This window comes from Petrocella sp. FN5 (assembly GCF_029210395.1).
Taxonomy (GTDB): domain Bacteria; phylum Bacillota; class Clostridia; order Lachnospirales; family Vallitaleaceae; genus Petrocella.
Window position 1 is genome coordinate 23,786 of record NZ_JARGDP010000018.1, and the last position, 25,100, is coordinate 48,885.

17 protein-coding genes are annotated in these 25,100 nt (G+C 36.3%); 2 read left to right on the forward strand and 15 right to left on the reverse strand.

Features of this window, described 5'->3' with window-relative positions:
- Positions 1-22 precede the first annotated feature (22 nt).
- The 9 genes from P0N36_RS06680 to P0N36_RS06720 all read right to left on the reverse strand — a co-directional run bounded on the left by P0N36_RS06680 (position 23) and on the right by P0N36_RS06720 (position 12,800).
- Entirely contained in the window at positions 23-451 is a 429-nt protein-coding gene (locus P0N36_RS06680; protein WP_275842071.1) for a Fur family transcriptional regulator, read from the reverse strand.
- Positions 452-483: 32 nt separating this feature from the next.
- Positions 484-1,335, reverse strand: coding sequence for an aldo/keto reductase (locus P0N36_RS06685; RefSeq protein WP_275842072.1), 852 nt, complete (start codon positions 1,333-1,335; stop codon positions 484-486).
- Between the two features lie 91 nt (positions 1,336-1,426).
- The gene (locus P0N36_RS06690) at positions 1,427-3,595 is read right to left on the reverse strand and encodes an EAL domain-containing protein (protein ID WP_275842073.1); all 2,169 of its coding nucleotides are present in this window, start codon (positions 3,593-3,595) and stop codon (positions 1,427-1,429) included.
- Between the two features lie 148 nt (positions 3,596-3,743).
- Positions 3,744-6,755 (reverse strand): ligand-binding sensor domain-containing protein, encoded by a 3,012-nt coding sequence (locus P0N36_RS06695; protein WP_275842074.1) that lies wholly within the window; start codon positions 6,753-6,755, stop codon positions 3,744-3,746.
- 263 nt (positions 6,756-7,018) lie between these two features.
- Positions 7,019-7,867, reverse strand: a complete 849-nt coding sequence (gene ablB / locus P0N36_RS06700) for a putative beta-lysine N-acetyltransferase (protein ID WP_275842075.1) — start codon at positions 7,865-7,867, stop codon at positions 7,019-7,021.
- Between the two features lie 231 nt (positions 7,868-8,098).
- Entirely contained in the window at positions 8,099-8,731 is a 633-nt protein-coding gene (locus P0N36_RS06705) for a TrkA C-terminal domain-containing protein (protein ID WP_275842076.1), read from the reverse strand.
- Positions 8,732-8,865: 134 nt separating this feature from the next.
- Entirely contained in the window at positions 8,866-10,905 is a 2,040-nt protein-coding gene (locus P0N36_RS06710) for a sensor domain-containing protein (protein ID WP_275842077.1), read from the reverse strand.
- A 138-nt stretch (positions 10,906-11,043) separates the two neighbouring features.
- On the reverse strand, positions 11,044-12,285 hold the full coding sequence (locus tag P0N36_RS06715; RefSeq protein WP_275842078.1) for a molybdopterin molybdotransferase MoeA: 1,242 nt from the start codon (positions 12,283-12,285) through the stop codon (positions 11,044-11,046).
- A 17-nt stretch (positions 12,286-12,302) separates the two neighbouring features.
- Positions 12,303-12,800 carry a MogA/MoaB family molybdenum cofactor biosynthesis protein gene (locus P0N36_RS06720; RefSeq protein WP_275842079.1) on the reverse strand — a complete coding sequence of 166 codons (498 nt, stop codon included), beginning with the start codon at positions 12,798-12,800 and terminating at the stop codon, positions 12,303-12,305.
- A 298-nt stretch (positions 12,801-13,098) separates the two neighbouring features.
- Between P0N36_RS06720 and P0N36_RS06725 the strand changes: the two genes are divergently transcribed.
- Positions 13,099-13,935, forward strand: coding sequence for a helix-turn-helix transcriptional regulator (locus P0N36_RS06725; RefSeq protein WP_275842080.1), 837 nt, complete (start codon positions 13,099-13,101; stop codon positions 13,933-13,935).
- Between the two features lie 245 nt (positions 13,936-14,180).
- Here the strand turns inward: P0N36_RS06725 and lepB are convergent, their stop codons facing one another.
- Entirely contained in the window at positions 14,181-14,774 is a 594-nt protein-coding gene (gene lepB, locus P0N36_RS06730) for a signal peptidase I (RefSeq protein WP_275842081.1), read from the reverse strand.
- Between the two features lie 13 nt (positions 14,775-14,787).
- The gene (gene queA / locus P0N36_RS06735; protein WP_275842086.1) at positions 14,788-15,813 is read right to left on the reverse strand and encodes a tRNA preQ1(34) S-adenosylmethionine ribosyltransferase-isomerase QueA; all 1,026 of its coding nucleotides are present in this window, start codon (positions 15,811-15,813) and stop codon (positions 14,788-14,790) included.
- Between the two features lie 354 nt (positions 15,814-16,167).
- Here queA and P0N36_RS06740 point away from each other — a divergent pair, with 354 nt between their 5' ends.
- On the forward strand, positions 16,168-17,418 hold the full coding sequence (locus P0N36_RS06740) for a helix-turn-helix transcriptional regulator (protein ID WP_275842082.1): 1,251 nt from the start codon (positions 16,168-16,170) through the stop codon (positions 17,416-17,418).
- A gap of 176 nt (positions 17,419-17,594) precedes the next feature.
- On the opposite strand, the gene P0N36_RS06745 is transcribed toward P0N36_RS06740, so the two are convergent.
- The 4 genes from P0N36_RS06745 to P0N36_RS06760 all read right to left on the reverse strand — a co-directional run bounded on the left by P0N36_RS06745 (position 17,595) and on the right by P0N36_RS06760 (position 25,093).
- Entirely contained in the window at positions 17,595-19,226 is a 1,632-nt protein-coding gene (locus P0N36_RS06745) for a SpoIID/LytB domain-containing protein (protein WP_275842083.1), read from the reverse strand.
- Positions 19,227-19,301: 75 nt separating this feature from the next.
- Positions 19,302-21,692 (reverse strand): phenylalanine--tRNA ligase subunit beta, encoded by a 2,391-nt coding sequence (gene pheT, locus P0N36_RS06750; protein ID WP_275842084.1) that lies wholly within the window; start codon positions 21,690-21,692, stop codon positions 19,302-19,304.
- Between the two features lie 28 nt (positions 21,693-21,720).
- The gene (gene pheS / locus P0N36_RS06755) at positions 21,721-22,740 is read right to left on the reverse strand and encodes a phenylalanine--tRNA ligase subunit alpha (protein ID WP_275842085.1); all 1,020 of its coding nucleotides are present in this window, start codon (positions 22,738-22,740) and stop codon (positions 21,721-21,723) included.
- A 397-nt stretch (positions 22,741-23,137) separates the two neighbouring features.
- Entirely contained in the window at positions 23,138-25,093 is a 1,956-nt protein-coding gene (locus P0N36_RS06760) for a fructose-1,6-bisphosphatase (RefSeq protein ID WP_275842087.1), read from the reverse strand.
- Between the last annotated feature and the right edge of the window lie 7 nt (positions 25,094-25,100).

A 25,100-nucleotide genomic window follows, 5' to 3' on the forward strand; every position in this document is an offset into this window, starting at 1 on the left:
CTCTTCTTTGTTTCGATCTTTATTACTTTTTTTCTTTACAATCAGGACAATAGCCGTATATTTCTAGACGATGACCCGATATGTCATAGTCTGTTTGTTCTTGTAGGATTTTTTCATAGGCGCCTAAAGGACATCCTTTAATGACTTGCATTTTTTTACAACAATAGCATATTAAATGGTGCTTATGTTCCATATTGTTTATCTCAAATACAGCCATATTATCTTCAGATAGATTTCTTTTAATAACCAGACCTTTGGATATAAAAACCTCAAGAATCCGATACACCGTTGATAAACTGATTTTTTCATCTAACTCTTTAAGCTTCAAAAAAATCAGTTCAGCTGTCACCGGTAAGTTTTCTTTCATTAATATATTATAGGTCATATTTCTTTGTTTTGTATTTTTTATGCCTTTTTCGGCAAATAGAATTTTATTTTCCTTATTTATCATATAAGTCAATCCTCAACATAAGGTGTATTTGATTAAAATGTTTTCAAATCCGGATCACCACCAAAACCACATGCGCCTGTCAAATTAGCTATGTCTTCAACATCTCTTTCTTCAAGCTGAAAATCAAATATATCCGCATTGGCTTCTATTCTTGAGGGCGTTACTGATTTTGGTAGGGGCAAATAGCCTCTTTCCAAGCTCCATCTCAAGCAGATTTGAGCAATACTCTTACCATATTTTTGTTCAAAGAACTGCATTTGGGGAATATCAAAAACTTTACCGGTACCTAAAGGACTGTAGGCTTCCAGTAATATATTATGTTTTCTACAAAACTCAACCGTCTCCTCTTGCAAATCTCCAGGACACAATCGAATCTGATTTACCATCGGTACTATTTTTGCCTGAGCCATAATTGCCTCTAAATGATGAGGTCTAAAGTTGCTGACACCAATCGCTTTGATCTTCCCGGCTTCATAAAGTTCCTCCATTGCCTTCCATGTTGCTGAGTTCACTTCTTCCCACTTATCCCTAAACTTAGGTGGGTTTGGCCAATGAATTAGATAGAGGTCCAAATAATCGGTATCCAAGCGCTTAAGACTTTCTTCAAAAGCCCTAAGGGTTGCTTCGTAGCCATGGTCGTCATTCCATAATTTGCTGGTGATAAATATTTCTTCTCTAGGAATGTTACTGGCCTTGATTGCTTTACCCACACTGACTTCATTGCCATATATGGCTGCAGTATCAATATGTCTATAACCCACATCCAATGCTGTTTTTACCGATGTTATCCCCACTTCATCGTTAGGTGTCTGCCATGTACCAAAGCCAACACAAGGGATTGTCACACCATTATGTAAAGTATAATAATCTGTTAAAGATTTCATTAAAATCACTCCTTTTTCATAACATCATTATAAGGATTCTATAGGATAACTATGTCTAATTATATACCAATCTGCTTCCATAAGGTATACCCTATTTTTCCTCACTGGTTTCTATCTTCTTCGGTTCTCTTTGCCCTTTTAATTTTTCGATTGGTTGAGGCTTAGAAAACAAATAGCCTTGAACAATACTAAGACTTGTTCCTTGAATCATCTCCAACTGTTCCATGGTCTCAACACCTTCTGCAACAATATCATAGTCATATATCTTAGCAATATCACATAGAATCTGAAAAAGCTTAAAGGCTTTATCATCTTCAATTATTTGGTCCATGAAGGTCTTATCAATCTTCATCTCGTCAAAGTCAATACTCTTTAAATAATTAAAGGACGAGTACCCTGTACCAAAGTCATCAATGGAAACCTTAAGTCCCAATACATGCAAAGATGTTATAATCGTTGCAATCTTCTTGAAATCGGCTATAAAAATATCCTCCGTGACTTCTAAAATGACTTTTTCTGCTGGTACATTATGATACACAAGAGCATGCATAATAGTCGTAAGAAAACCAACCTCTAGAAAATGGGTGGGGCTGATGTTAATTGAGACGGTTACGCCGTCACCATATATTTCCTTTAGCTTAGCATAGTCTCCCATGACTTTATCAATAATATAGTCACCAAATTTGGATGTCAAGTTCAGTTCACTTAAAGCCGGTATAAAAACATTAGGCGGCACATAGCCCAGTTCATCCGAAAACCATCTTGATAATGCCTCTACTCCAACCACTTTGTTTTTCACAAAATCATACTTTTCCTGATAGTGTATCGCTATCTTCTTCTCCTCAATGGCAACTTTTAAATATTTTCGCATCTCAAGTTCATCAATGATGGCTTTTTCCATGTCGCTATCAAAAAGATAGATTTTTGTATTTCTTTGCTCCTTAGCATGTTTCATTGCCATGGATACTTTGTTATAGAGCATCTCAAAATCCAGTCCCTGATCTGGATAATTAGCAATTGCAACATGATAATCCAATGGATGCAAAAACTCATTGGTAATCAAAAATTTATGAATCCCTTCCTGTAATTTTTCAATACTGGCCCTTACTTGGACCGCCGACTTTTCCTCTAACCATATTGAAAACTCATTGCCACTTGTTCTTGCAATAAAAAATATATCCTTCACCAGGCTTCTGAAGTATGTCCCAATTTTCTTTAGAAGCTCATCGCCTTGGTCATAACCCATCGTTGAATTAATCACTTTAAAAGCTCTGATATCTAATTGAACCAAATATGCCTCTTTATTGCATTGTTTCATTCTCGTTATAACATGTTTTTTAAATCTATTTCTATTTGGCAGTTTAGTCAACTCGTCATTATAAGCTAAATAGGTTAGCCTCTCTGTCTGTAAAGTAAGATTCTTTCTCGTTACCTCCATGGACGCCACCATAAGATTATAACCCTTGGTCAATTGGCCGATCTCGTCTTGAGAATTGACTTCCGGTATGGTCTGATACACTCCCTTGCTCACCCCACCCATGCCTTCTGACACCAGTATAACCGGCCGTGTCACCCGCCTAAGTATACCTGCAGCTATAACCGTTATAAGAATCATAAGACCTAAGTAAATGAAGACTAAAACAAAGAGTATGATGCGAGCTGAGGCATTAAAATCCATCTCATAGGCCGTCGCCGAAACAATCCACCCCCAGTTAGGATCATAGCCTGCATAGGCAATCTTATCTGCAATTACATCTGAATGGGGTAATACCCACGAGTAATAAGTAAAACCACCACCATTTAGTCCTTTTTCTATCTGATCTCTGACGATATAATTGTTTGGATTTTTCATATCTGTAACATCTATAACATTTAAACCTTCCAAAGTCGGATGCATGATTTCCGTACCTTCTAGATCATAAATAATCATATAACCATTTTCTCCAAGATCAATTCTACCATGTAAGGTTCGGGTTCCATCTTCATTCATCGGACCCAGTAGAGCAACTTTAACATTTTCCTTTGCTTCTTCCTCTGTTGTTGCTCCAGCCAAGCTTTTATCATATTCTGCCTCAATAAGCTTCAAAGCCATAACCACTGCATTTTTCATGGTAACTTCACCTTTATCCTGAAGGGCCTTACTTGCAATATAATACCCTGAGACCCCTATTCCAAAAGTAGCCAAAGACAACAAAACAACAAAAACCATCATCAGCTTCTTATTGAGTGAGTATTTGAATTTATTGGGTGTAGCCTTCATAGATGACCTCCATAAGATGTTATATTAATGCCTTAAGTTCCTACCTTAGCACCCTTAATTATACGCAAAGCAATTGAAAATAACAAGGATTACACGTATAAAATTTTTTAACGTTATACAGGTTGTGGAAGGGTTTTCATGGGATCTTCTATACCCCTTCGCTGACATATATTTGATTTTTTCCAAGTTCTTTCGCCTTATACAGAGCCTGGTCCGCCAATGCAATCAGCTGCTCTTTATTAAGATCTTCACTTGGTACCAAACTTATTAAACCAATACTAATGGTTGTCCTAGGTTGTTCCTTCTCAGAATCAGCTTGGATTGGAATTTGACTAATTTCTTGCTGAATGGCTTCACATAAAGTATAGGCACTCTTAGGATTATTATCATATAAAATAATAATAAACTCATCTCCCCCATAGCGAACCGCTTTATCTGTGCTTCGACTTAACAGTCTATGAACAGTATCTGCAACATCTACCAAGTAGTAGTCGCCTGCAATATGTCCATATCGATCATTAATATCCTTAAAGTTATCTATATCAAACATAATTAATGTCAGGTTGGTCTTTGAACGTTTTGCCAACTTTAAGAACTCATCTAATTTAAAATCCAGATACCTTCTATTGTAAAAATCTGTTAAGGCATCTTTAATCGATAGCGTTTCCAGTTCAATATTTGCAATCTCAAGCTTTTCATTGATTTTTGCTAGTTTAGAGTTTCTTCGCTTTAGTTCACTTGCCTCAATAATCTTAAAAATCCCATAACCCAATAAAATTAACAACATAACGTAAATAAAGTAGGCTATTGGTGTACTGTACCAAGGTGTTTCAATAGTAAAATAGACACTTACCGGCTCTGATTTATTATAACGAATACCTTCTGCCACTACCATTAGCTGATAGTCACCAGAAGGCAAATTGGAGTAAGATGCATAATCTCTCGTACCAGCATAAATCCAATCCTGATCAAAGCCAACCAACTTATATGAAAACATAATTTTATCCGGTGAATCATAGTCAAGAGCAACAAACTTGAAGCCCAAAAAATTTTCTTGAGGGGAAAACTTCAACCGTACTTCGTTGTAATATGGGCGCTTTTCTTCAATAGGTTCTTGGAACAACTCAACTTCCGTAATATATAACCTTGGTGGGTTCATTTTGAACTCCGTGTACTCTTTGGGAATCACTGTGATACCGTGCACACCACCAAACATCATGCTACCATCTCTGTTTTTCAAATGTCCTTTGGAGAATTCCATACCCCCAATGCCATCATCTGTTGTTAGTTTTCGAATCTCTCCTGTTATAGGATTCAGAATGGATATACCATCATAAGTAGCAATCCACAACAAGTTGTCATTACCTTCTAACATACTAATAACCGCGTTACTTGAAAGTCCATCTTCTTCTGTAAAACTAACAAAATTATGATTGAATTCATCATAGTAAGCAACACCACCATCTAGCATACCAAACCATACACGCCCAGTGGAATCTTCAAATATATCTGAGATTGAATTATTTGCCAACTGATTTTCTTCTCTTTCTCCTTTTTTAAAGACTTCAAATGACTTTGATGCTTTTTCAAGAAGATTAAGGCCATTATTAGTGCCGACCCATAGGCGACCTTTACGATCGTGGTGAATCGTATATACAAGATTATCTGACAGGGTTTTATAATCATCATTAATAGAGCTATATTGTATGGTTTCATTGGTGTTCATATTGTAATAAAACAAACCATTGGTATAGGTTCCAATCCATAACTCATGTTCACTGACCTGTTCAATGTCATATATTCTAAGATTATTAGGTAAGATATTCCAAGGTATAAATGTATCCGTACTTGGATTATAAAATACCAGTCCTTTAGCCGTTCCTACTAGAATCCTTCCGTCTTCTAACAACTCCATGGCCATAACTTGGTTATCAATCAAGGATCCTACTTGGTTCTCCTTATACTTATACTTGGTAATAGTCTCTGTCCTAGGGTTATACTTATTCAAACCATTATTATAAATAGCAAACCAATAGTTGTCTTCTGCATCTTGAAATATAAAGTTAATCTTACCAATATCCATAGAATCGGGATTTTGAGGGTCATGTGAGAACTTCACATAGTCTCTTTTTCTTGGGTTCAACTTAGATATCCCACCACCGTTCGTACCGATCCACAATATACCGGAATCATCTTGAAGCATGGAGTATACTATTGGATGTACCAATGCGTGGTCATTTTCCCCATCGATAAAATGATGGATCCTATTGTTTTTTTCAGTGGCAAATAGGCCACCACCCCAAGTGCCGACCCATAGTGTTCCATCATTTGTTTTTTCCATGCTATATACTCGGTTGTCTGAATAACTAAATGTACTCAATAGATTAAAGTCCAAATCCAAATTAACAACGCCACCATCCCAAAGACCTAATGTTAATACATTTTCTTCAAAAGCCTTGATGACCATTACATTTGGTGATGGTAGTTCAGTCTCAATGGGAATCACTAGATCACCATCAGGGTCCATCATCAATAGACCATCATAAGTACCAATCAACAAGCGTTCCCTCGAATCTATAAATAAAGCCCTTACAGTCTCTTTTGGAATATCATATTGCTTAACTGAACCATCTCTTGGATCCAATCGATTTAATCCGTTCATGGTTCCAAGCCATATATAACCTTCTGAATCTTTCTCTATAGCAATTATTATAGGATTAGATAGATTATCGTCTTTTACTGTATAATTCACGAAACGATTTTCATGTATTATATAATGTGATACACCCTGATAGGTTCCAACCCATAGTTCATGTAGTTCCATGTCATAGTAAATGGTCTGAACCAGATTGTGTGCAAGTCCGTCCTCTCTAAAAGGTACGGTTTTATAAACCATAATCTCTCTACCATCAAAGCGGTTTAATCCACTTTGGGTTCCAAACCATAAAAACCCATATTTATCTTGAACCATTGATGACACTGATAAATTAGATAAACCGGATTCTCTACCCATTCTTTCAAAAAGTATACCTACATCGTCACGTATAATAGGGGCTTCCAACATCTTTGCTTGACTATCATAAGCCATGATAGATATGACTAAAACTAAAACAAGTACTGATATAATTTCTCTATGCCAAGCTTTATACAAAGTTGTCATAAAACAACCTCCATATTTTTATAGTATCTTCTTTTTTATTATCACACATTCCTTGTTATTATACAACTCATGGTTAATAACCCAACTTTTCGTTTATCACAAAAGTTGAGTTATTCAATCGTTGGTAAAGGTGTAAAAACTATATAGTTGAACTTTTGCATACAATATATAGTTATGAATGCATCAACGTAATCTATATATTGTATGTGAATTTAGTGAAACTTAGTTTTGACCTTTAACCACCGTTGGATTTTTTTTATGATCTATACATCAAAGCTTTTATACCAAATATTCATAGACTCTATGCCTCCAGATATTTGATTATTATTCCATAGTGTTCCACCATACTTATACCCACTTTTCCCAAAAATCTTATTCATGCTTGCTGAGCCAGCACGGGTCATAGTATATGCCGTTTTAATACCTGCTGCCTTCATAACCGTTTCCATTTTTTTCATCATATGCATACTATAATTATATCCACGATACTTGGGTAAGATTGCAAAGTCTGTCACCTCCACGTTTTCTTCATGAAAATTAACACTACAGGCGCTAACACCAACAAGTTCATCATTATCCATTAGACCAAAATATAATGTCTCGTGCCCCATATTCTCTTCAATGTAAGAAGGGTCTGCAACCGGGTATGGATGGGTCTTAAATACCTGATCATAAATATCTGCAATCTTCTTTGCATCACGTAAGTCCAATAATTTTATTTCATAGTTCTCTTTCAAAGGCATTAGCTTTTTCTTATTACCCTTTTTCTTTTTTGCCTCCCGAACAATTGATAAAAGCTCTTCTTTGTTCTTTACAGTTTTTCTATTCGGATCGGTATATTTCGCCATAAAGAAACATGCTTTTTTCCCATTATAAAATCCGGGTATTTTTGCCTCTTGATCGAAACCATGTCTAATAAATTTGATTTTCGCTGCTTTTGGGGTTTTTGCAATGATTTTACCATACTCATGGTCTTCAATCAATAAATCCAATTTATTAATAAGATAGGGGTCCAAGGCATGTTTGTAGTCATCTACAAAAATCCTATCATTGTGTTGTCCATGTTGAACTTTACTCCTACCCATTACAACTATTTTTTCTTGTTCTTTCACAATCTTATCTCCTTTGTTTTCTTTTCACTTTTCTTAAATGATTGGTAACTAAGCGGGCCACAATTTATCCTTACTTTTTCAGTGAATAATATTGACAAAAGCACCATAACCCAAAAGAGTTAGAGTGCTTTTACATCGCTCTCGCTCATATTACCCACTGGTTTTATCAACAGTTTAGGTCATGACCATCGTCCAACCAAGCCCCAGTTCTAATTCTTGTTTTCATACACCTTATTTTTGCTTATAATGTCTAATATATTCTCCAAGCCTAACACTGATGGCTGCTTCTCCAACATAAAGTAGCTTATCATCTTTATAAATCTTTTCATTGCTTGGCGGTGATAATAAAATATTTCCATCTCTTTTTATGCCTACAATCGTAGCGCCTGTATTTGTCCAAAAATCAAGTTCTTGTATGCTTTTTCCAATGACTTCTGAAGCCATATTAATGCTATACTCATGAACAGTTATATGCTCACTATGATTGAATCGACTTGTATAATCTATGATTGCATTCATTGTTTCATTCATTTTGTCTTCTATCACTTCTCGTTTTTGCATTAATTCTATTAATTCATCTTTTAATTCATTAACCGAAGAACGAATTCTATATCTCTCAATAAACTCTAAGGCCCTGTCAACAGATGCTACATATATGCCATTTCCATGTTTTACCTCAACGATATCCATATCCGATAAAAGTCGCATCGCCTTTCTAATGGTTTCAGGCGATACATTGTATTCTCCTGCCAGTGTGGATCTTCCACTGATTTTTGCCTGTTTTTTTATATCTTCACGACTGATTCGAGCAGCAACGTCCACAGCTACTTGCATATAAATCGGTGTAGAGTTTCTTTTTGCCATGGCTCACCTTCCTTATAACTTTATAATCATCTTCATAAAAAGAGACAACTTTATTATTTAATAAGATTGTCTCTATTTTTGTATCATTATACCTCAGGTATTTTGTTTTGTCAAATCCTTTGCTGCTTTCAAAATCACTCTTTCAATGCTATTTGTTTTTCCAACTCTGAATAGGGCATGGGCTTTGCAAAATGATACCCTTGTCCAAACTGACAACCCATGTCATGGAGTAAAACGCTTTGTGCTTCATGTTCAATACCTTCTGCCACTGTTACAATACCCAATGCTTCTGTCAAACTTAGTAATTGCTTCACAATAATATAGCCTTTGTCTTTATCCAGTATATCATCAATATATGATTTATCTATTTTTAACACATCAAAAGGAAACATACTCAAGTAATTTAGAGAGGAGTACCTCGTACCAAAATCATCTAAGGACACAGAAAAACCAATTGCTTTTAGTTGTGACATGACTTCTTTGGCCTTCGTCATATTTTTTATAATTGAATGCTCTGTTATTTCAAAAGAAATTCGTTTCGTATTAATCTTATAGAGATCGACCATTTCTACAAGATATGGTATAAATTTTGATGAGTTAAAAGTTTGAGTTGATATGTTGATAGAAACATTAAGATTACTAAAAATCTCATGTTCCGCAGATATACGCAAAAAAGCCTTTTCAATGACCCATCGATCAATTCTTAGTATTTGCCCTGTTTGTTCTGCAAATTCAATGAGCCTACCAATGTTCATATCTTTATGAGTGGTATCCTGCCACCTAAGTAATACCTCACAGGCATTAAAAGTTCTTTCTCTTAAATTGAATATAGGTTGATAATATAACTCAAACGCATTTTCTAACAAGGCATTGTTGATTTTCTTTTCAAGGCCTGCACGAAAAAATACTTCTTCTAATAGTTCTTGGCTGTAGAATTCATAACGACCTCTACCATTGGCTTTTGCCTTATACAAGGCAATATCAAGTTGCTTTAATACTTCTGATACATTTTTTTGACTCATAAGGCTGGTTACAACACCAACGCTTAATGTCATCTGGTACTCTACATCTACAAGTTCCCATTTACGATTGGATAAATTCAAAATATACTCCAGCATTTTTTGAATCTTTTCTTCATCTACAGTTTCTTGAATAATCAAAAAACCATCGCCTTGCCACCTGTAAGCATGGGATAACTCCAAAAATTTAAGTGTTTTGGATAACGCGACTAAGAATAGGTCACCGTAATCATGGCCATGAATATCATTTAAGTCTTTAAAATAATCAATATTTATATAATACACAGTATATGGCTTTTGCTCTTCTATGAGCGCTTCAATTTTTGTATCAAAAACCACACGGTTATCCAGCCCTGTAACAGGGTCTTTTGTGGCCATCTCAATCAATTTTTGTTGTTGTTTATGTTCATCTGTCACATCGATGCCAAAGGATACAATTAGGGGCTCTTCGTTTTTAGTTTCCATTAAGACATCGTTCCAAATCATATCCCTTACACTTCCGTCTTTTGCTCGCATTCGTGTCTCATAATTAATTAATTGCTTCTTTTTATAAAGTCGGTCTATAAATGTTGATAGGTCAAAGTCCTCTATGCTTGTTCTTGTATACTCAATCCAATTTTCTCCAACAAAGCTCTCATCATAGCCTAATACTTCATAATAATGTTTGTTTAGATCTACAACTTCTCCAGTGGTTCTCCAGATCATAATAGCCGCATTACTATTGTTATATAATAAGTCGAAATATTTTTTTTGTTTCTGAAGCTCTAGATTCATTTTATCCAAGCTTTTAACTTTTTCTACCAACTCATCATCAATGGCTATAAGTTCTTCTGAAGTAGCCAACAACTCTTCATTTTTATCTTGTATTTTTTGATTCAATTGAAACACTCTATTATTATTAAGGGACGCAAAATAATAAAACAATATGCTGGTCATTGCTACATAGAACCATCCTTTATAAAGCTGCATCTCTTGATAAACCTGATGGTCTTGAACCAACATACCAAGGATACCGTCTGAAAAAAGAATCCATAACACACCAATTATTGTATAAACAAGGGTAATCCTCCAAGGGTTATACTCTTTTTTGGATATATGGGTAATTTCCTGATGATTCAGCAACTTTTTATGTACATGATCCAGTTTTTTTTCCAATTGTGCACCTCTTAAATTTTGTCATCTATTGCCTATTTTATAGAGCATTTTGGGTTAAAGCATTTAGTCTGCCTAAAGTCTTTTCCATTGCCTGCATTCATTTGAACATAACATGATTAAATTACCATTCTTTTCATCTTACAAAGTTAAGTCTTTTAAGAGATAAACATCTACAAGGGTTCCTTTTTCAAAACTTCCTTTTTCAACAGGTATTTTAATATAACCACTGGCTTTTGATAATAAAGTCATCATGCCGGATTTTCCGTTAAGCGGTAGGGCCTTCCATAAGGCGTTTTCTCTGCTTAATCGAACCATTTGGTATGTTTCTCTACTTGGTGCGGCGTAAACATTATCGGTAAGTACAGCCTGAATCCGAACCACCTCTTGATGGTTCTTTTGAATGGTCAATAAATATTTTTTAACAAACAGACTAAATGTGACCAATGCTGATGCTGGATGACCCGGAAGCCCAACTATAAGTTTACCGTCTATTTGTCCAAAAATCGTCGGTCTACCGGGTTTTATGGCTATACCATGTACCCAAATACGACTGTGTTCAAAAGATTCTATAACCTGTCTTGTATAATCCTTGCTTCCTACAGAACTACCACCGGATATTAATACTATGTCACTTATCTGCATACATTCTTTAAGAGCTTTTCTGATCAGTTCAACATTATCTTTTACTATCAAACGTTCTTTAACTTCACCACCCAGTTGCCTAATCAATCCACCTAGAGCATAACTGTTAACTTCTCTTATTTGCCCTAATGACTGTTTTTCATGAAGATCTATAATTTCATCGCCTGTAGAAATAATAGAAAACACAGGCTTAGTATAAACTTCGATTTGTTCAACACCCATTGAAGCAAAAAGCCCTAAGTCATATGCAGTTATTCTCTTACCTGCTTTAATATAGGTTTCATCTTTGGATAGATCATCACCGGTATAACTTATATTTTCACCTTGTTGTATAGATTTGTTGACAAGTACGGTTTCACTGTCAAGCTTTCTGGTATATTCGACCATGACCATGCCTTCGGCTTTTTCTGGTATCATACCACCTGTAGGTACATAAACCGTCTGACCTTTTGTTAACACCTCTGTTACAACTTCACCCATCATGACTTCACAAACCAACTTAAGTAGTCTTGGTTCATCTTCAGTCGCAGTCATGATATCTTCTATCCTAACTGCATAACCATCAACCGTTGAGCGATTAAATTGTGGTAAATCAACTATGGCCTTATAATCTATAGCAACAATACGATCAATGGCGTCTACAAGTGCTACCATTTCTGTTTTCATTTCATAGTTATTTGCTAACTCTTTTATAATTCGAACCGCTTCGTTCACAGATATCGCATTAAAAAAATCCATAGCCATCTCTTTTCTTTTTATTTTGGGTTTTCACCACATTCGGATGTGTCTCCTACTAGAATTTGTAAACCATGATGCAAGGGTTCTAAGATAAAAGTTAAGGATTCTTTGACAGCTTTGGGGCTTCCCGGTAGGTTAACAATGAGTGTATTGCCGCGAATACCTGAAACACCTCTTGAAAGCATGGCTTTTGGTGTTATGTTCAAGCTGTTATGGCGAATAGCCTCTGCAATACCCGGTGCTTCTTTCTCAATAATATTCATCGTAGCTTCCGGCGTCACATCCCGTTGACTGAATCCGGTCCCACCTGTCGTTAAGATTAAATTTATTTTTAACTCATCCGCCATAAAAACCATCTCATTGGATAACCCGATTGCATCATCCGGTAACATAATGTATTTTAATACCTTATAACCTGCTTCAGTCATGATTTCTTCTATCAACTTACCACTAAGATCTATACGTTCACCTTTGGCGCCTTTGTCACTTGCTGTTATAATCCCCACTGAATACATACGATACCTCCCAGTCTAAGACATGGTTCCAAGATCAAAACTAAGTTTCACTAATTTCACATATATGGTATATGAACGTTCAACTGTATCGTTTTTGATGCCTTTACCACACATAATGATTCAATATTAACTACTACTCATTATTTTACGCTAGACACAATCATATTACAAGACATATACGTGTTTTATTCCTATAATACCCACATTTAAACAAAGTTTAAAATATAAGTTATCGCTTTATTCTTAACATATGATAAGCTATACTTAAAGTAATTGTTTATGAATGGAGGCTGTATCTATGCAAACCACATATTTCCCTTTACAAGACATGACATCCAGTTCATTACCTATTTATTTATCCAGTTTAGGGTATGACTATATAGAAGGACACATGCATAGACCTGATGGTTTTGGACGTTATCAATGGGTACATACCACTAATGGTGAAGGTGAGCTTTCTTTACATGGAAGATTATATAGCCTGCCCGTTGGACATGGAATGTTCTTGTATCCGAATGTTCCTCATACTTATTACCCTAAATCAGCGCAATGGACCACAGAGTGGTTAAGCTTTGACGGCAAAGATATTGCACAGCTCGTAGACGCCATTGGTTTTCATTCAAGTGGTGTTTATCAATTGGAACACCTTAATCAGTTTAAAATGCATTTAAGAGAAGGCTATCGATTGGCTACTTCAACTAATCAATATAGCTCACTAGATATGTCATCCTTTCTTTATAGTTTCCTTATTGAACTGATAAAAAATGTAAAACCCTTACATAAGACTTCTAGGTCAAATCAGTATGACAAGTTACAACCTATTCTACTATATCTTGAAGTTCATTACTCACAACCTATTGTTCTTGAAACTTTAGCAGACCTGATTCATGTAAGCCCTCAATACCTTTGCACTTTATTCAAAAAAGTCTTTAACACTAGACCATCTGTCTATCTAAACCACCTTAGAATTAATAAAGCCAAAGAAATGATGCTAACTCAGCCTCACAAAAGCATTGCCCAAATTGCAAAAGAAGTGGGAATAGAAAGCCCTAGCTATTTCAGTGCCTTGTTTAAAAAGCATGAAAAAAGGACACCCAATGATTTCATATCCTTACATAGGCCACAATATGATTAATTCTATAACTTTATATCAACGTTTTTTTAATATCGGAACCAAAAAGAAAAAACAAGCCATAAAAAACAACAATGAACCTAGTGTCGTATATATATCACGTGCCCTAATACCTGCCATCAAAAAAAATAGACTACAAAAGATAAATAGTACCCATCCTATTATGTGGTGTCTGACTAATTCTTTTTCATCTTGCTTTGAACACTTTGTCTTTATTTTACTCAAAAAATCACCTACCCGTCTCAGAATTATATGCCACCAATCTTCTTTAATGGTGCGATTCTAAACAAAGCTTTCCCTTCGATTTGTCGTGCTGAAACTAAACCAAAATGACGACTGTCTCGGCTAACATCTCTGTTGTCTCCCAATAGGAAATAATAGCCTTCGGATAGAGTAAGTGGATACTGAATGATGCTTGGAAATGTTAAGTCCTCGGTATAGCTTTCGTCTAATAGGGCGCCATTAACGTAGACATACCCATCCTTAATGTCAATACTATCTCCCGGAATACCAACGACACGCTTAACCAAACGCATTCGCTTTGAATTGCCGGTAAATTTTGCAATCATATCTTCATAAAGCACGTTAATCTTCTTAAAAAAGTTGTCTGTGACATACTCATTTTCAACAAATACGACGATATCCCCTTGCTTTGGTGCTTCAAAAATCATGCTGATTTTTTCGATGACTAGAACATCGTTTTCCATCAAAGTGGTTTCCATTGAGCTTTGCTTAACCGTAGAAAATGTAAAGACCAATGTATTTAGTAACGTGGTAATCACCAAAACAAAAAACAGGAGCTTTAAGTAATCAATAATCTCTATTACAATTTTATTTTTCATATGCTTTTCCTTCCTACTTAATCAGCATCGCATCCCCAAAACTAAAGAATCTATAAGAAGATTTTATGGCCGCTTCATATGCTTCAAGAATAAAGTCTCGGCCCGCCAAAGCACTAACAAGCATGATTAGAGTCGACTCCGGCAAATGAAAGTTCGTTATTAATGCGTCAACAATTTTAAATGAATAACCGGGGTAAATAAATATATCTGTCCAACCACTGCTTTTTCTAATAATTCCATCCTCATTGGCCACCGATTCCAAGGTTCTGGAACTCGTCGTACCTACTGCAATGATTCTACCACCCTTTTTCTTAGCCGAATTAATTTTCTCTGCTTCTTCCTCTTCAATAAAATAATATTCCGAATGCATGTCATGTTCCAGTACATTCTCAACTTTTACCGGTCTAAACGTCCCCAGCCCCACATGCAAGGTAATATAGGCTATTGCCACACCCTTTTCTTCAATTTTCTTCATCAAATCATAAGTGAAATGTAACCCTGCAGTAGGTGCCGCTGCTGAACCGCTATGCTTAGAATAGACGGTTTGATATCTTTCTTTATCCTCTAACTGTTTTGTAATATAAGGGGGAAGTGGCATTTGGCCAAGTTGATCTAGGACTTCCTCGAAAATACCTTCGTATGTCATAGATACCAATCTATTGCCACCATCCATGATTTCCAGCACTTCTGCTTTAATCATACCGTTTCCAAACTCTATAAGATCACCTACTTTTGCCTTTTTCCCCGGCTTCACCATAACTTCCCACTGATTCTGCTTTTGTCTACTTAAAAGTAAAAATTCCACTTTACCATGGGTGTCAGGTTTTTCTCCAATCAATCTAGCCGGCATGACCCTTGTATTATTAAGCACCAAACAATCTCCCGAATGAAGTTCATCTAATAGGTCCGTAAATTTTTTATGTTCTATAGAATGATGTTTTCGGTCCAGTACCATGAGTTTTGAACCTGATCGATCTTCTAAAGGTTCTTGTGCAATTAATTCTTGTGGTAATTTAAAAGTAAAGTCACTTAACTTCATCATATACTCCTTAATTTTAATGCATCATTTTCACACTGCCTCTCATTATATAAAAAAAGACTTAAGGCGTCAACTGAATTAGATTTTAAGAGGATTTATTTAAGAAAACTAAGTTTTATAAATTTTTAATATAGAAATAATAAGAATACCCTTACATTATATCTAAGTTTGTAGTAAAATATCAATATATACTTATTACTCAACTTCCCACCTGTAGAATCTCATTAGGCAAAGTTGAGTTCTTTGTGACCGTGGTATTATTATTACTGTTTACCTCTACTACATGCAATAAAATTTAATCAAGGATAGCATTTCATTTATTTTAGATTTTCATAGAAACGGAGTTGATCATGAATGTATCAATTGTCCCATCTCATTAAACAGAAAATATTAGATCTACCACTCATCGAATCTCTCGCAAAGACATTGTATTACGGTACAGGACTGTCGTTAACGGTTATAGATCAAAGCCACAATAAGGTTTTCTCTCATGGTCCAAATGCCCATGTGGATGATTTTCTGGAAGATATCTTTCACCCTTTTGTTGGATTTGTAAAGGATACCATTAAAAATCATGGTAACGGCGTCTACACCTATGACTCTGATTATGCCTTATCTTATCTTGTTACTGTTGTTGCAGATTCATCCAGCTATTACGGTTCAATATTACTCGGTCCATTCCTAAATAAGGAAGTTAACGAACACTTAATAAACGAAGTCATGCACGAACAGAACTTTTCCATGTCCAAACGCGAACAGCTCAAAGATCTTTTCAATCTAATACCTATTCTCAGCTCTTCGCGAAACTATTACATTCAGCAGTTGGTGGCCGCTATTGTTACCAACCCACATGTGGTTGATTTATACCCTGAGGCACATCTTACCGAACTAACAGAAGAGATGGCCGATACTTTTAATCATACTATTGAAATTGAAAAAAGTGATCACAATCATGCTCTTGAGGTTCTTTTTCTAACTAAAGTTCAAATCGGTGACATTGAAAAAGTCATTGATTTATATAATGAGCATATCAAGGCTCAATACTTTAGTCAAACTTCACCAAATCATCTTAGAAATTCAAAGAACAAAGCTATTGCTTTTTCGACTTTACTTTCAAGAACCATTATAACTGGTGGGGTTGAAGCTGAAAAATCCTTGTCTCTAGCTGAATACTATGCTCAAAAAATAGAACATTCTCATAATTTTGAAGAACTCATCGATATCATCGAACGTATGATCATCAAATATACCAACAGTGTCTTACAATTATCCAATATAAACCATGTGAGCGTCATCAAAAATGCTTCAAAATTTGTCCACCTACATCTTTCAGAACCTATAAGACTCAATGATGTGGCTAATTATGTCAATCTCTCACCTAATTATTTTTCATCCTTATTCAAGAGAGAAATGAATCTTTCCTTTGCTGACTATGTTAATCAGACTCGGGTCAAAGAGAGTCAGTATTTACTTGAAACGACCAACTACTCTATTTTAGATATTGCCATTTCAGTCGGCTACAACAATCAGAATTATTTTACAACCATTTTTAGAAAATTCACAGGTATAACACCTAAGCAGTATAGAATGCGAAGTGCGAAGTAAACTTAAAAATAAAACTAAAAAAAAGAAATACAAAAGGCTGACTCAGATTAAATTTCTATTTGAGTCAGATTTTTTTGCATTATAGTAGGTTCCATGAAAACCCTTCCACAGTCTATGTGTTACCTCTACGATTATAGCCTAGAACCAAAGTCAGAGCGTTATTTTTCATAACACCTTTATTTCACTTTGGCACCTTTATAATAATATTCCAATATATCCTTATAAGTGTAACCTGCCAGTGCCATCCCTTTTGCCCCGGACTGACTCATACCGACACCATGCCCATAACCAACTCCGGCTAGGATAAATTTGCCGGTTTCCCCCGAAATCATGGGTTGATTGATGATATTATATGCACTCATAACAATAACTTGTTGCTTCTGTCCAAGGATTTTTTCGGATTTTCCACTACCATTCATAACATAAGCATTATTGTAGTCCACCACACCAATATAATCCTTCCCAGAAATAACCGAGTGTTTTAGAAAAGGTAGACCCATAGGCTTTATTAAGGTGAATTTACGACTATCCATGCCCAGCCACTGGCGCATGGTTTCTTTTTTCAGAATATATGTGCCACCACTACCTATCACTTTTAACTCAAGGACCCTTCCGGCATCTGTATACCCCATCACCTCAAGATCTAGGACTGTACCTATTGTTATATCTCTTTTCATCAAGGCACTCTCGATTTCTGCAGGTGTGTAGGTCTTAATCCAAGGTGCTCTTGCCGGTTCTGTTTCATAAAGATCCGGCATACTTTTTAAATATGGTACAGATGCCGACCATACATGCTCACTGGCTTCTGTACGTCCACCACTTGTCGAGAAAAAGTATGCAGGTATGACAGATCCATCATAATAGATCATTTTTCCTCTTGTGCCATCCACTGCGACCGATACCCTTTTATCCTCAACGCCATAGCCTTTATACACTTGTGAGTTCACTGTATCATCTAAATCATAAGGTTCATTGGGGAATTTTTTTGCAACTGTAACATAATAGATTGCAAAGGTACGTGCTGCAACTGCTTGAGCCTTAATGCTTTCTAGCGGCCATGATGCATAGATTTCCGAAACGACAACACTATAGAGGTAGTCTTCTATATCAACGATATTGACTGCCAACAGTTTATCTTTACCATAACGGCCAATCTCTATCTTGCCTCGGTAAGTCCCTTTACCAAGATTAAGAACAGATGTATCACCAATCTTGTCCTTGGTGCCAATAACCACCTTATCCAAACTGTTATCAAAAACTATTCCTTCAACCTGGTCATAGGTCATGATTATCCGTTCTTTATTATAAGGTGCCTCTAAGAAGTTAGTATCATATACTGTATTTATTTGATTCAATGTCATTTGAACGTCCACTGTTTCAACATAAACTTTCCATGTATTGACATTCAATAAAGAGGGATAAACGGTGAATCCATCTGCCTTTAGTTGATCTGCCATAGCTTTAGCCTTCTCGTAATCCTTATAATCCTCATCTGACATTAGATAGGTCGCTGTTGAAGGCCTATAAGTAAACATCTGACCTACTGAAAAAATCGTGGCTTCCGGCATCCAAGTGCCATTCTTATAGAATCCAGGGACAATCGATTTATTAAATACTTGTATATTATCCTGGTCTTTAAACTGAGTCACCAGACCGACCCTTAATGTGTCAAAATCTGTTTCTTTTTCATTTGCGCTCATATCTATAATACTCATAAAAATCATCAAAAAAGAAATCAAAACCATAATATGACTTTTTCTCATAAGCTTTTTTATTTTCTCTTTAACCAAATGCTTTTTTCTAATCATAAGAAACCCCTTTATAATAATGATATCTCTCATTATTATAAAGGGGTTTACTTAAAAAAGCTAGTCAATATAAGCCTATTTTCTTAAAGTGGCACCTAGTTCATTCTCAAGACCTTTCAAAATCTTTTCCATGGTTTTGCTGATTTCCTTTTCTTGTAGGGTACGATCAGCCGCTCTAAAGGACAAGGCATAAGCCACTGATTTATAGCCAGCTTCAATCTGCTTGCCTTTGTAGACATCAAATAATTCTAATTTTTCAAGCATTTTTCCTGAGCGTGCTCTTATGACTTCTTCAATGGCACCAACCAATATTTCTTCTTTTACCAGCATGGCCACATCCCTGTTTACCGCCGGATATCTAGGTACCGGCGTGTATTTATGATCTAGTGATGCTTCATCTATTAGATCTTTCATATCAATGACAGCAATATATGCTTTTTCATGAATATCATAAGCATCTAATACATCCGGATGCACCTCACCAATATAACCTATTTCTTTGTTTTTCATTATGACTTTGGCTTTACGTCCGGGGTGAAGGTAAGAAACCTCAATATTGGGGTCCCATTTTGCATGGTTAAGACAATTGAAGGCTTCAAATAAGGTCTCCAGAATTCCTTTTAGTTTGAAGAAATCACAATCACCATACATACCAATTGTCAACTTCTGTGACTCTTTTGGCAATTCTTTAAGAGGTATGGCTTTTGGTTCATAGATGGTGCCGATTTCATATAAACCAACCTTTTCGTTTCGTTTGGCATAATTATTAGATAAAGCTTGTAACATACCATTAACCGTTGTAGTACGCATGATGCTAAAATCTTCTCCAAGAGGGTTATCAATCTTCACCGCCAACCTAAGATGGCTATCCGGACCAAGATTTAGCTTTTCATATACTTTCGGCGACTCAAAAGAATAAGTCATGGCTTCATTAAGGCTGCAGTCTTCCATGATTTGCCTTGTTAGGTCTTCCATTCTTTGAGTGAAACTTTTTTTGCCGACTGTTGGTGTTCCGGTTGCGAGGGTTGTTGGTAGACGGTCATAACCATAAAGCCTTGCTACTTCCTCAGCCAAGTCCGCCTCACATTCGATATCGGCTCTAAATGTAGGTGCTAAGATTTCTTTTTGATCTTCGTCAACCACAAACTCCAAACGTTTGAAATAGCCTACCATTTCTTTTTCAGAAATATCCGTACCCAGTAGTCTATTTATGTTTCCAACGTTATATGCCACTTTGTTTGGCTTTCTTTCACTCTTATTAACATCTATAATGCCTGCCATAACACGACCGGCACCTATCATTTCTGCCAATTGACAAGCACGTTCCATAGCTATCAATGCCGTATTCGGATCTAGGTGTTTTTCGAATTTCGTGGACGCATCCGTTCTTAGTCCGATTTTTTTCGAAGTTTTTCTAATACTGGCCGGATCAAAGTTGGCTGCTTCAAGCAGAATCATACCTGTATGGTCTTTAACCTTAGAACCTTCGCCACCCATAACGCCAGCCACACCAATTACTTCTTCTTCACCGGCTATGACCAACATGGTGTTATCTAATTCTCTTTCTTCACCGTCAAGTGTCATCATTTTTTCTTTGTCATTTGCGCGCCTTACAATAATTTTCCCATGTGTGAGCTCTTCTAGGTCATAAGCATGCATCGGTTGGCCCATCTCAACCATGACAAAGTTGGTTATGTCCACTAGATTGTTGATGGGTCGAATTCCTACAGACCTTAACCTGTCTTGCATCCATTTTGGAGAAGGCTTTATATCCACATCTACTAAGATTTTTGCAACAAATCTAGGGCATAGGTCGGTGGCTATAACTTCAACAGAAGCATGCTGATTCATATCACCTGCCACTTCGTTATACTGTATTTTGGGATAATGAAAATCTGTATTTATGGTTGCTGCTGCTTCTCTTGCTATGCCAAGTAAACTAAAACAGTCTGGACGGTTCGAAGTAATCTCAAACTCAACAATGGCATCACCCAGTCCAAATATGGGTTTTGCATCACTACCCAATGGATAGTCGCCTTTAATAACATAGATGCCGTGTTCCGGTGCATCCGGAAAATGTTCCGGGTCCAAACCCAGTTCTTCTACTGAGCACATCATACCGTTGGAGGCTATACCTCTAAGCTTGCCTTCCTTGATTTTCAAGCCTTCTGCTAGATTTGCTCCCGGAAGAGCAACCGGCACCAAATCACCAACCTTCATGTTTTGTGCACCTGTCACAATCTGAATGGTTTTTTCTCCCACATCCACTTGGGTTACAACCAACTTATCTGCATCCGGATGCTTTATGATTTCAAGCACCTTACCAACAACCACATCCGTTATGGCTTCTCCCTTTTTTTCTATACGATCTACATTCGAGCCGGACATGGTCATCTTGTCCGCGAATGTCTGTACATCACAATCTATTGTTACATATTCTTTTAACCAATTCATTGATACATTCATAATCCGCTACTCCTTCCTGTCCACCTCATTAAAACTGCTTTAAAAATCGAATATCATTTTCATAAAAAAGTCTCAGATCCTCAATACCGTACCTTAACATGGTTATACGCTCAAGTCCCATACCAAAAGCAAACCCACTATATTTAGTTGAATCAATGCCGGACATCTCAAGGACTTTAGGATGTACCATACCACAACCCAGGATTTCTATCCATCCCGATCCTTTACATATGTTACAGCCTGTACCGCCACATTTGAAACAGGATACATCCACCTCAGCACTGGGTTCAGTAAAAGGAAAATAATGAGGTCTAAACCGTACTTTTGCATCTTCTCCATATAATTCTTTGACGAATTCCGCTAAGGCGCCCTTAAGATCTGCCATGGTAATGTGCTCGTCAATAACCAAACCTTCTACCTGATGAAACATAGGGGAATGAGTTGCATCTACCTCATCTGAACGGTATACTCTACCCGGAGCAATGACACGAATAGGTGGTTTTTCATGTTCCATAACATGCACCTGTGTCGGTGATGTTGATGTTCTAAGTACAAAATTTTTATCTATATAGAAGGTATCTTGTTCATCTCTAGCAGGATGATCTTCTGGTATATTTAAAGCTTTAAAATTATAATAGTCTTCTTCAACTTCCGGACCCTTTGCTATCTGATAGCCCATACCTATAAAGATGTTTTTCAAATCTTCAAGGACAATATGCATAGGGTGACGATGGCCTAGGACCTTTTTGTTTGAAGGCATGGTAACGTCAATAACTTCCTCCTTAAGTTGTTGCTCTCTAGCTTTTGACACTAGACTGTTTTTAGCGGTTTCAATGGCCGCCTCAATATCCGCTCTCACTTCATTCACCAAGGCTCCAATCATAGGACGATCTTTGGGTTCAACATCTTTCATTCCTTTAAGTATAGATGTCAATTCTCCTTTTTTCCCTAGAATGTTAATGCGAACCTCTTCAAGTGCCTTTAAGTCAGCTACGTTACTTAGACTTTTTACAACTTTGATTTTAATTGCTTCCAGCTGTTCTTTCATTAGGACTCCTTTCGTTTTTCCGTATATGATTTTTCACAATAAAAAAAATCCATCCCTAACAAGGGACCGATTCTATCGGCGGTACCACCCTAATTCCTGCAATAGCAGGCACTTTGGACGCTTAACGTGCGTTACCGGCATGGCTTACTTGCTTCAGTCATGCAGCTCAAGTGGGAAATTCAATCATCGGCCGAACCTATAGGTGCTCACAGCCTAAGACACCTACTCTCTAAAGGAAACCGATCATCTACTAAGAACCAAAAGTAAAGGTTCCAAACACCGTCATCGCTTTTACAATTGACTATATTGTAACATATTTGACCTAGCTGTCAAGAATTAAGTGACCAAACTGTCAAGAAGTTTCCCTTAGAAATGACAGTTTGGTTACTTGTTGTTTTTATAGTATGCCCTTTTGATACATTCTGAGTAATATCTTAAGGTTGTTGATGTCCTCTTTTAGTTTTTTTCCTATATCTGTTTCGCCAACCAATACCCTATGGTCAGCTTTATGTATAATGCTAATCTCAGATATTAGGTCAACATTATGGTCAATAGCTTCTTTTGCGGAATCAAAGGGCTCATGGGTTGCTAATAAAAGACCGTGAGAATTATAGATTAAGGTATAACCGGCTATATTAGTAACAGGTTGATAGGCTTTTGATAACCCACCGTCTATGACAATAAGTTTACCATCTGCTTTAACCGGCGACTCGCCTTTTCCAACTTGAACCGGAACATGGCCATTCACAATTCTTGATACTTTTTTATTCATCCTAAATTCATCAAAAACTCTATCACAATACACCGGACTGAAATAATGTTTATAATAGGGATTTTTATACTCTTTATGCGTTATGCTGTCTTTAATAAAATATCTCTCAAAAGTTTTCATCACACTTTTACCAAATAGAGATGAGTACTGCCCCATCCACAAGTAGTAAAAAATGTCGATATCATAATCGTCCACCGCTTCAAACCTTCTTGCATAACTACTTCTTAACATTTTTTCATAATGATCCAACAGGGCTTTTCCTGAGTAGGTACCACCATCTAAAGTTACTCTTGAAAATTTACCATCTTCATCCGTTGGAATACAACCATGAAAAAGCAAATTATTATTATAATTCAAGTAGATACTGCCTTTTAACATCATAAAATCAATATGTGATTTTAGTTTTTCATTTGTCATAAAGGATGTTTTTAACTTAAGTACAATTTCCATTTCTTCATTCGACAACTCATAAGGATGCTTAGGGTCTATGGTTGAAGAACCAAACCAGTCAAGTTTATAAGTTTCTCCATCTAGATTGATGGTGTCATTATCATAATCAATGAAGTTAAGTAGCAATCGATTCTGAATATTATACTCTGGATGTCGCATTATAAAATGACCTTCTAATTTGAACATGATGATGGATATTGCTTTATGCATCTGTCCAATTAACAGAGCGTCTTTTTGATTTAACTCACTAATTACCTTAGGCATAAACGACGGTTCAACATATTTATAGGTTTGCATGGCAAACTTGGCCAAAGGCAACAAGTTGATACCATAATTCTCTTCTAGTAATTCATGATTGCCATAACGCATACTTACCCTTATAACATTGGCGATACAGGGTAAGGATCCTGCATAGGCACCCATCCACACAATGTCGTGGTTTCCCCACTGCATATCGATTGAATGGTACTTCATCAATGTATCTAGAATAATGTGAGCACCAGGGCCCCTGTCATAAATATCTCCTATTATATGAAGATGGTCAATGGCAAATCTTTGAATCAATTCACTAATAGCAATAATAAATGGCTCTACTTGGCCGACTTCTATTATGGTGCTTAAAATACTGTCATAATAAGCTTGTTTGTTTTCCACATTCTCCTGTTCATGCAAAAGTTCTTCAAGTATATATTCAAAGCCTTTGGGAAGGGCTTTTCTGACTTTTGATCTTGTGTATTTAGAAGATGCCTCTCTGCACACACTAACCAACTGTTTCAATGTTTGATGGTACCAAACGTCGTCCACTTTGTTCTTACTTTGCTTCATATGAAATAAAGTTTCTTTAGGATAATAAATCAGACTGGCAAATTTCTTTTTCTCTTCTTCAGTTAATGCATCACCAAAGATTTCTTCAACTTTACGTCGTACCACGCCTGAACCATTCTTTAGGATATGAACAAAAGCCTCATGTTCACCATGAACATCTGACAAAAAATGTTCGGTACCTTTTGGCAAATTTGTAATGGCCTCAAGATTAATAATCTCACGGCTAACATCCTGTATGGTTGGAAATTGACGACTCAATAACTCATAATATTTCTTTTTCTCTTTTGATAAAAATATATCTTGCATAAAAACC

Bases quoted from the DNA above. Each gene is read 5' to 3' on its own strand.
- P0N36_RS06680 (WP_275842071.1), bottom strand. From the start codon at position 451: ATGATAAATAAGGAAAATAAAATTCTATTTGCCGAAAAAGGCATAAAA.
- P0N36_RS06685 (WP_275842072.1), bottom strand. From the start codon at position 1,335: ATGAAATCTTTAACAGATTATTATACTTTACATAATGGTGTGACAATC.
- P0N36_RS06690 (WP_275842073.1), bottom strand. From the start codon at position 3,595: ATGAAGGCTACACCCAATAAATTCAAATACTCACTCAATAAGAAGCTG.
- P0N36_RS06695 (WP_275842074.1), bottom strand. From the start codon at position 6,755: ATGACAACTTTGTATAAAGCTTGGCATAGAGAAATTATATCAGTACTT.
- P0N36_RS06705 (WP_275842076.1), bottom strand. From the start codon at position 8,731: ATGGCAAAAAGAAACTCTACACCGATTTATATGCAAGTAGCTGTGGAC.
- P0N36_RS06715 (WP_275842078.1), bottom strand. From the start codon at position 12,285: ATGGATTTTTTTAATGCGATATCTGTGAACGAAGCGGTTCGAATTATA.
- P0N36_RS06720 (WP_275842079.1), bottom strand. From the start codon at position 12,800: ATGTATTCAGTGGGGATTATAACAGCAAGTGACAAAGGCGCCAAAGGT.
- P0N36_RS06725 (WP_275842080.1), top strand. From the start codon at position 13,099: ATGCAAACCACATATTTCCCTTTACAAGACATGACATCCAGTTCATTA.
- lepB (WP_275842081.1), bottom strand. From the start codon at position 14,774: ATGAAAAATAAAATTGTAATAGAGATTATTGATTACTTAAAGCTCCTG.
- queA (WP_275842086.1), bottom strand. From the start codon at position 15,813: ATGAAGTTAAGTGACTTTACTTTTAAATTACCACAAGAATTAATTGCA.
- P0N36_RS06740 (WP_275842082.1), top strand. From the start codon at position 16,168: ATGTATCAATTGTCCCATCTCATTAAACAGAAAATATTAGATCTACCA.
- P0N36_RS06745 (WP_275842083.1), bottom strand. From the start codon at position 19,226: ATGATTAGAAAAAAGCATTTGGTTAAAGAGAAAATAAAAAAGCTTATG.
- pheT (WP_275842084.1), bottom strand. From the start codon at position 21,692: ATGAATGTATCAATGAATTGGTTAAAAGAATATGTAACAATAGATTGT.
- pheS (WP_275842085.1), bottom strand. From the start codon at position 22,740: ATGAAAGAACAGCTGGAAGCAATTAAAATCAAAGTTGTAAAAAGTCTA.
- P0N36_RS06760 (WP_275842087.1), bottom strand. From the start codon at position 25,093: ATGCAAGATATATTTTTATCAAAAGAGAAAAAGAAATATTATGAGTTA.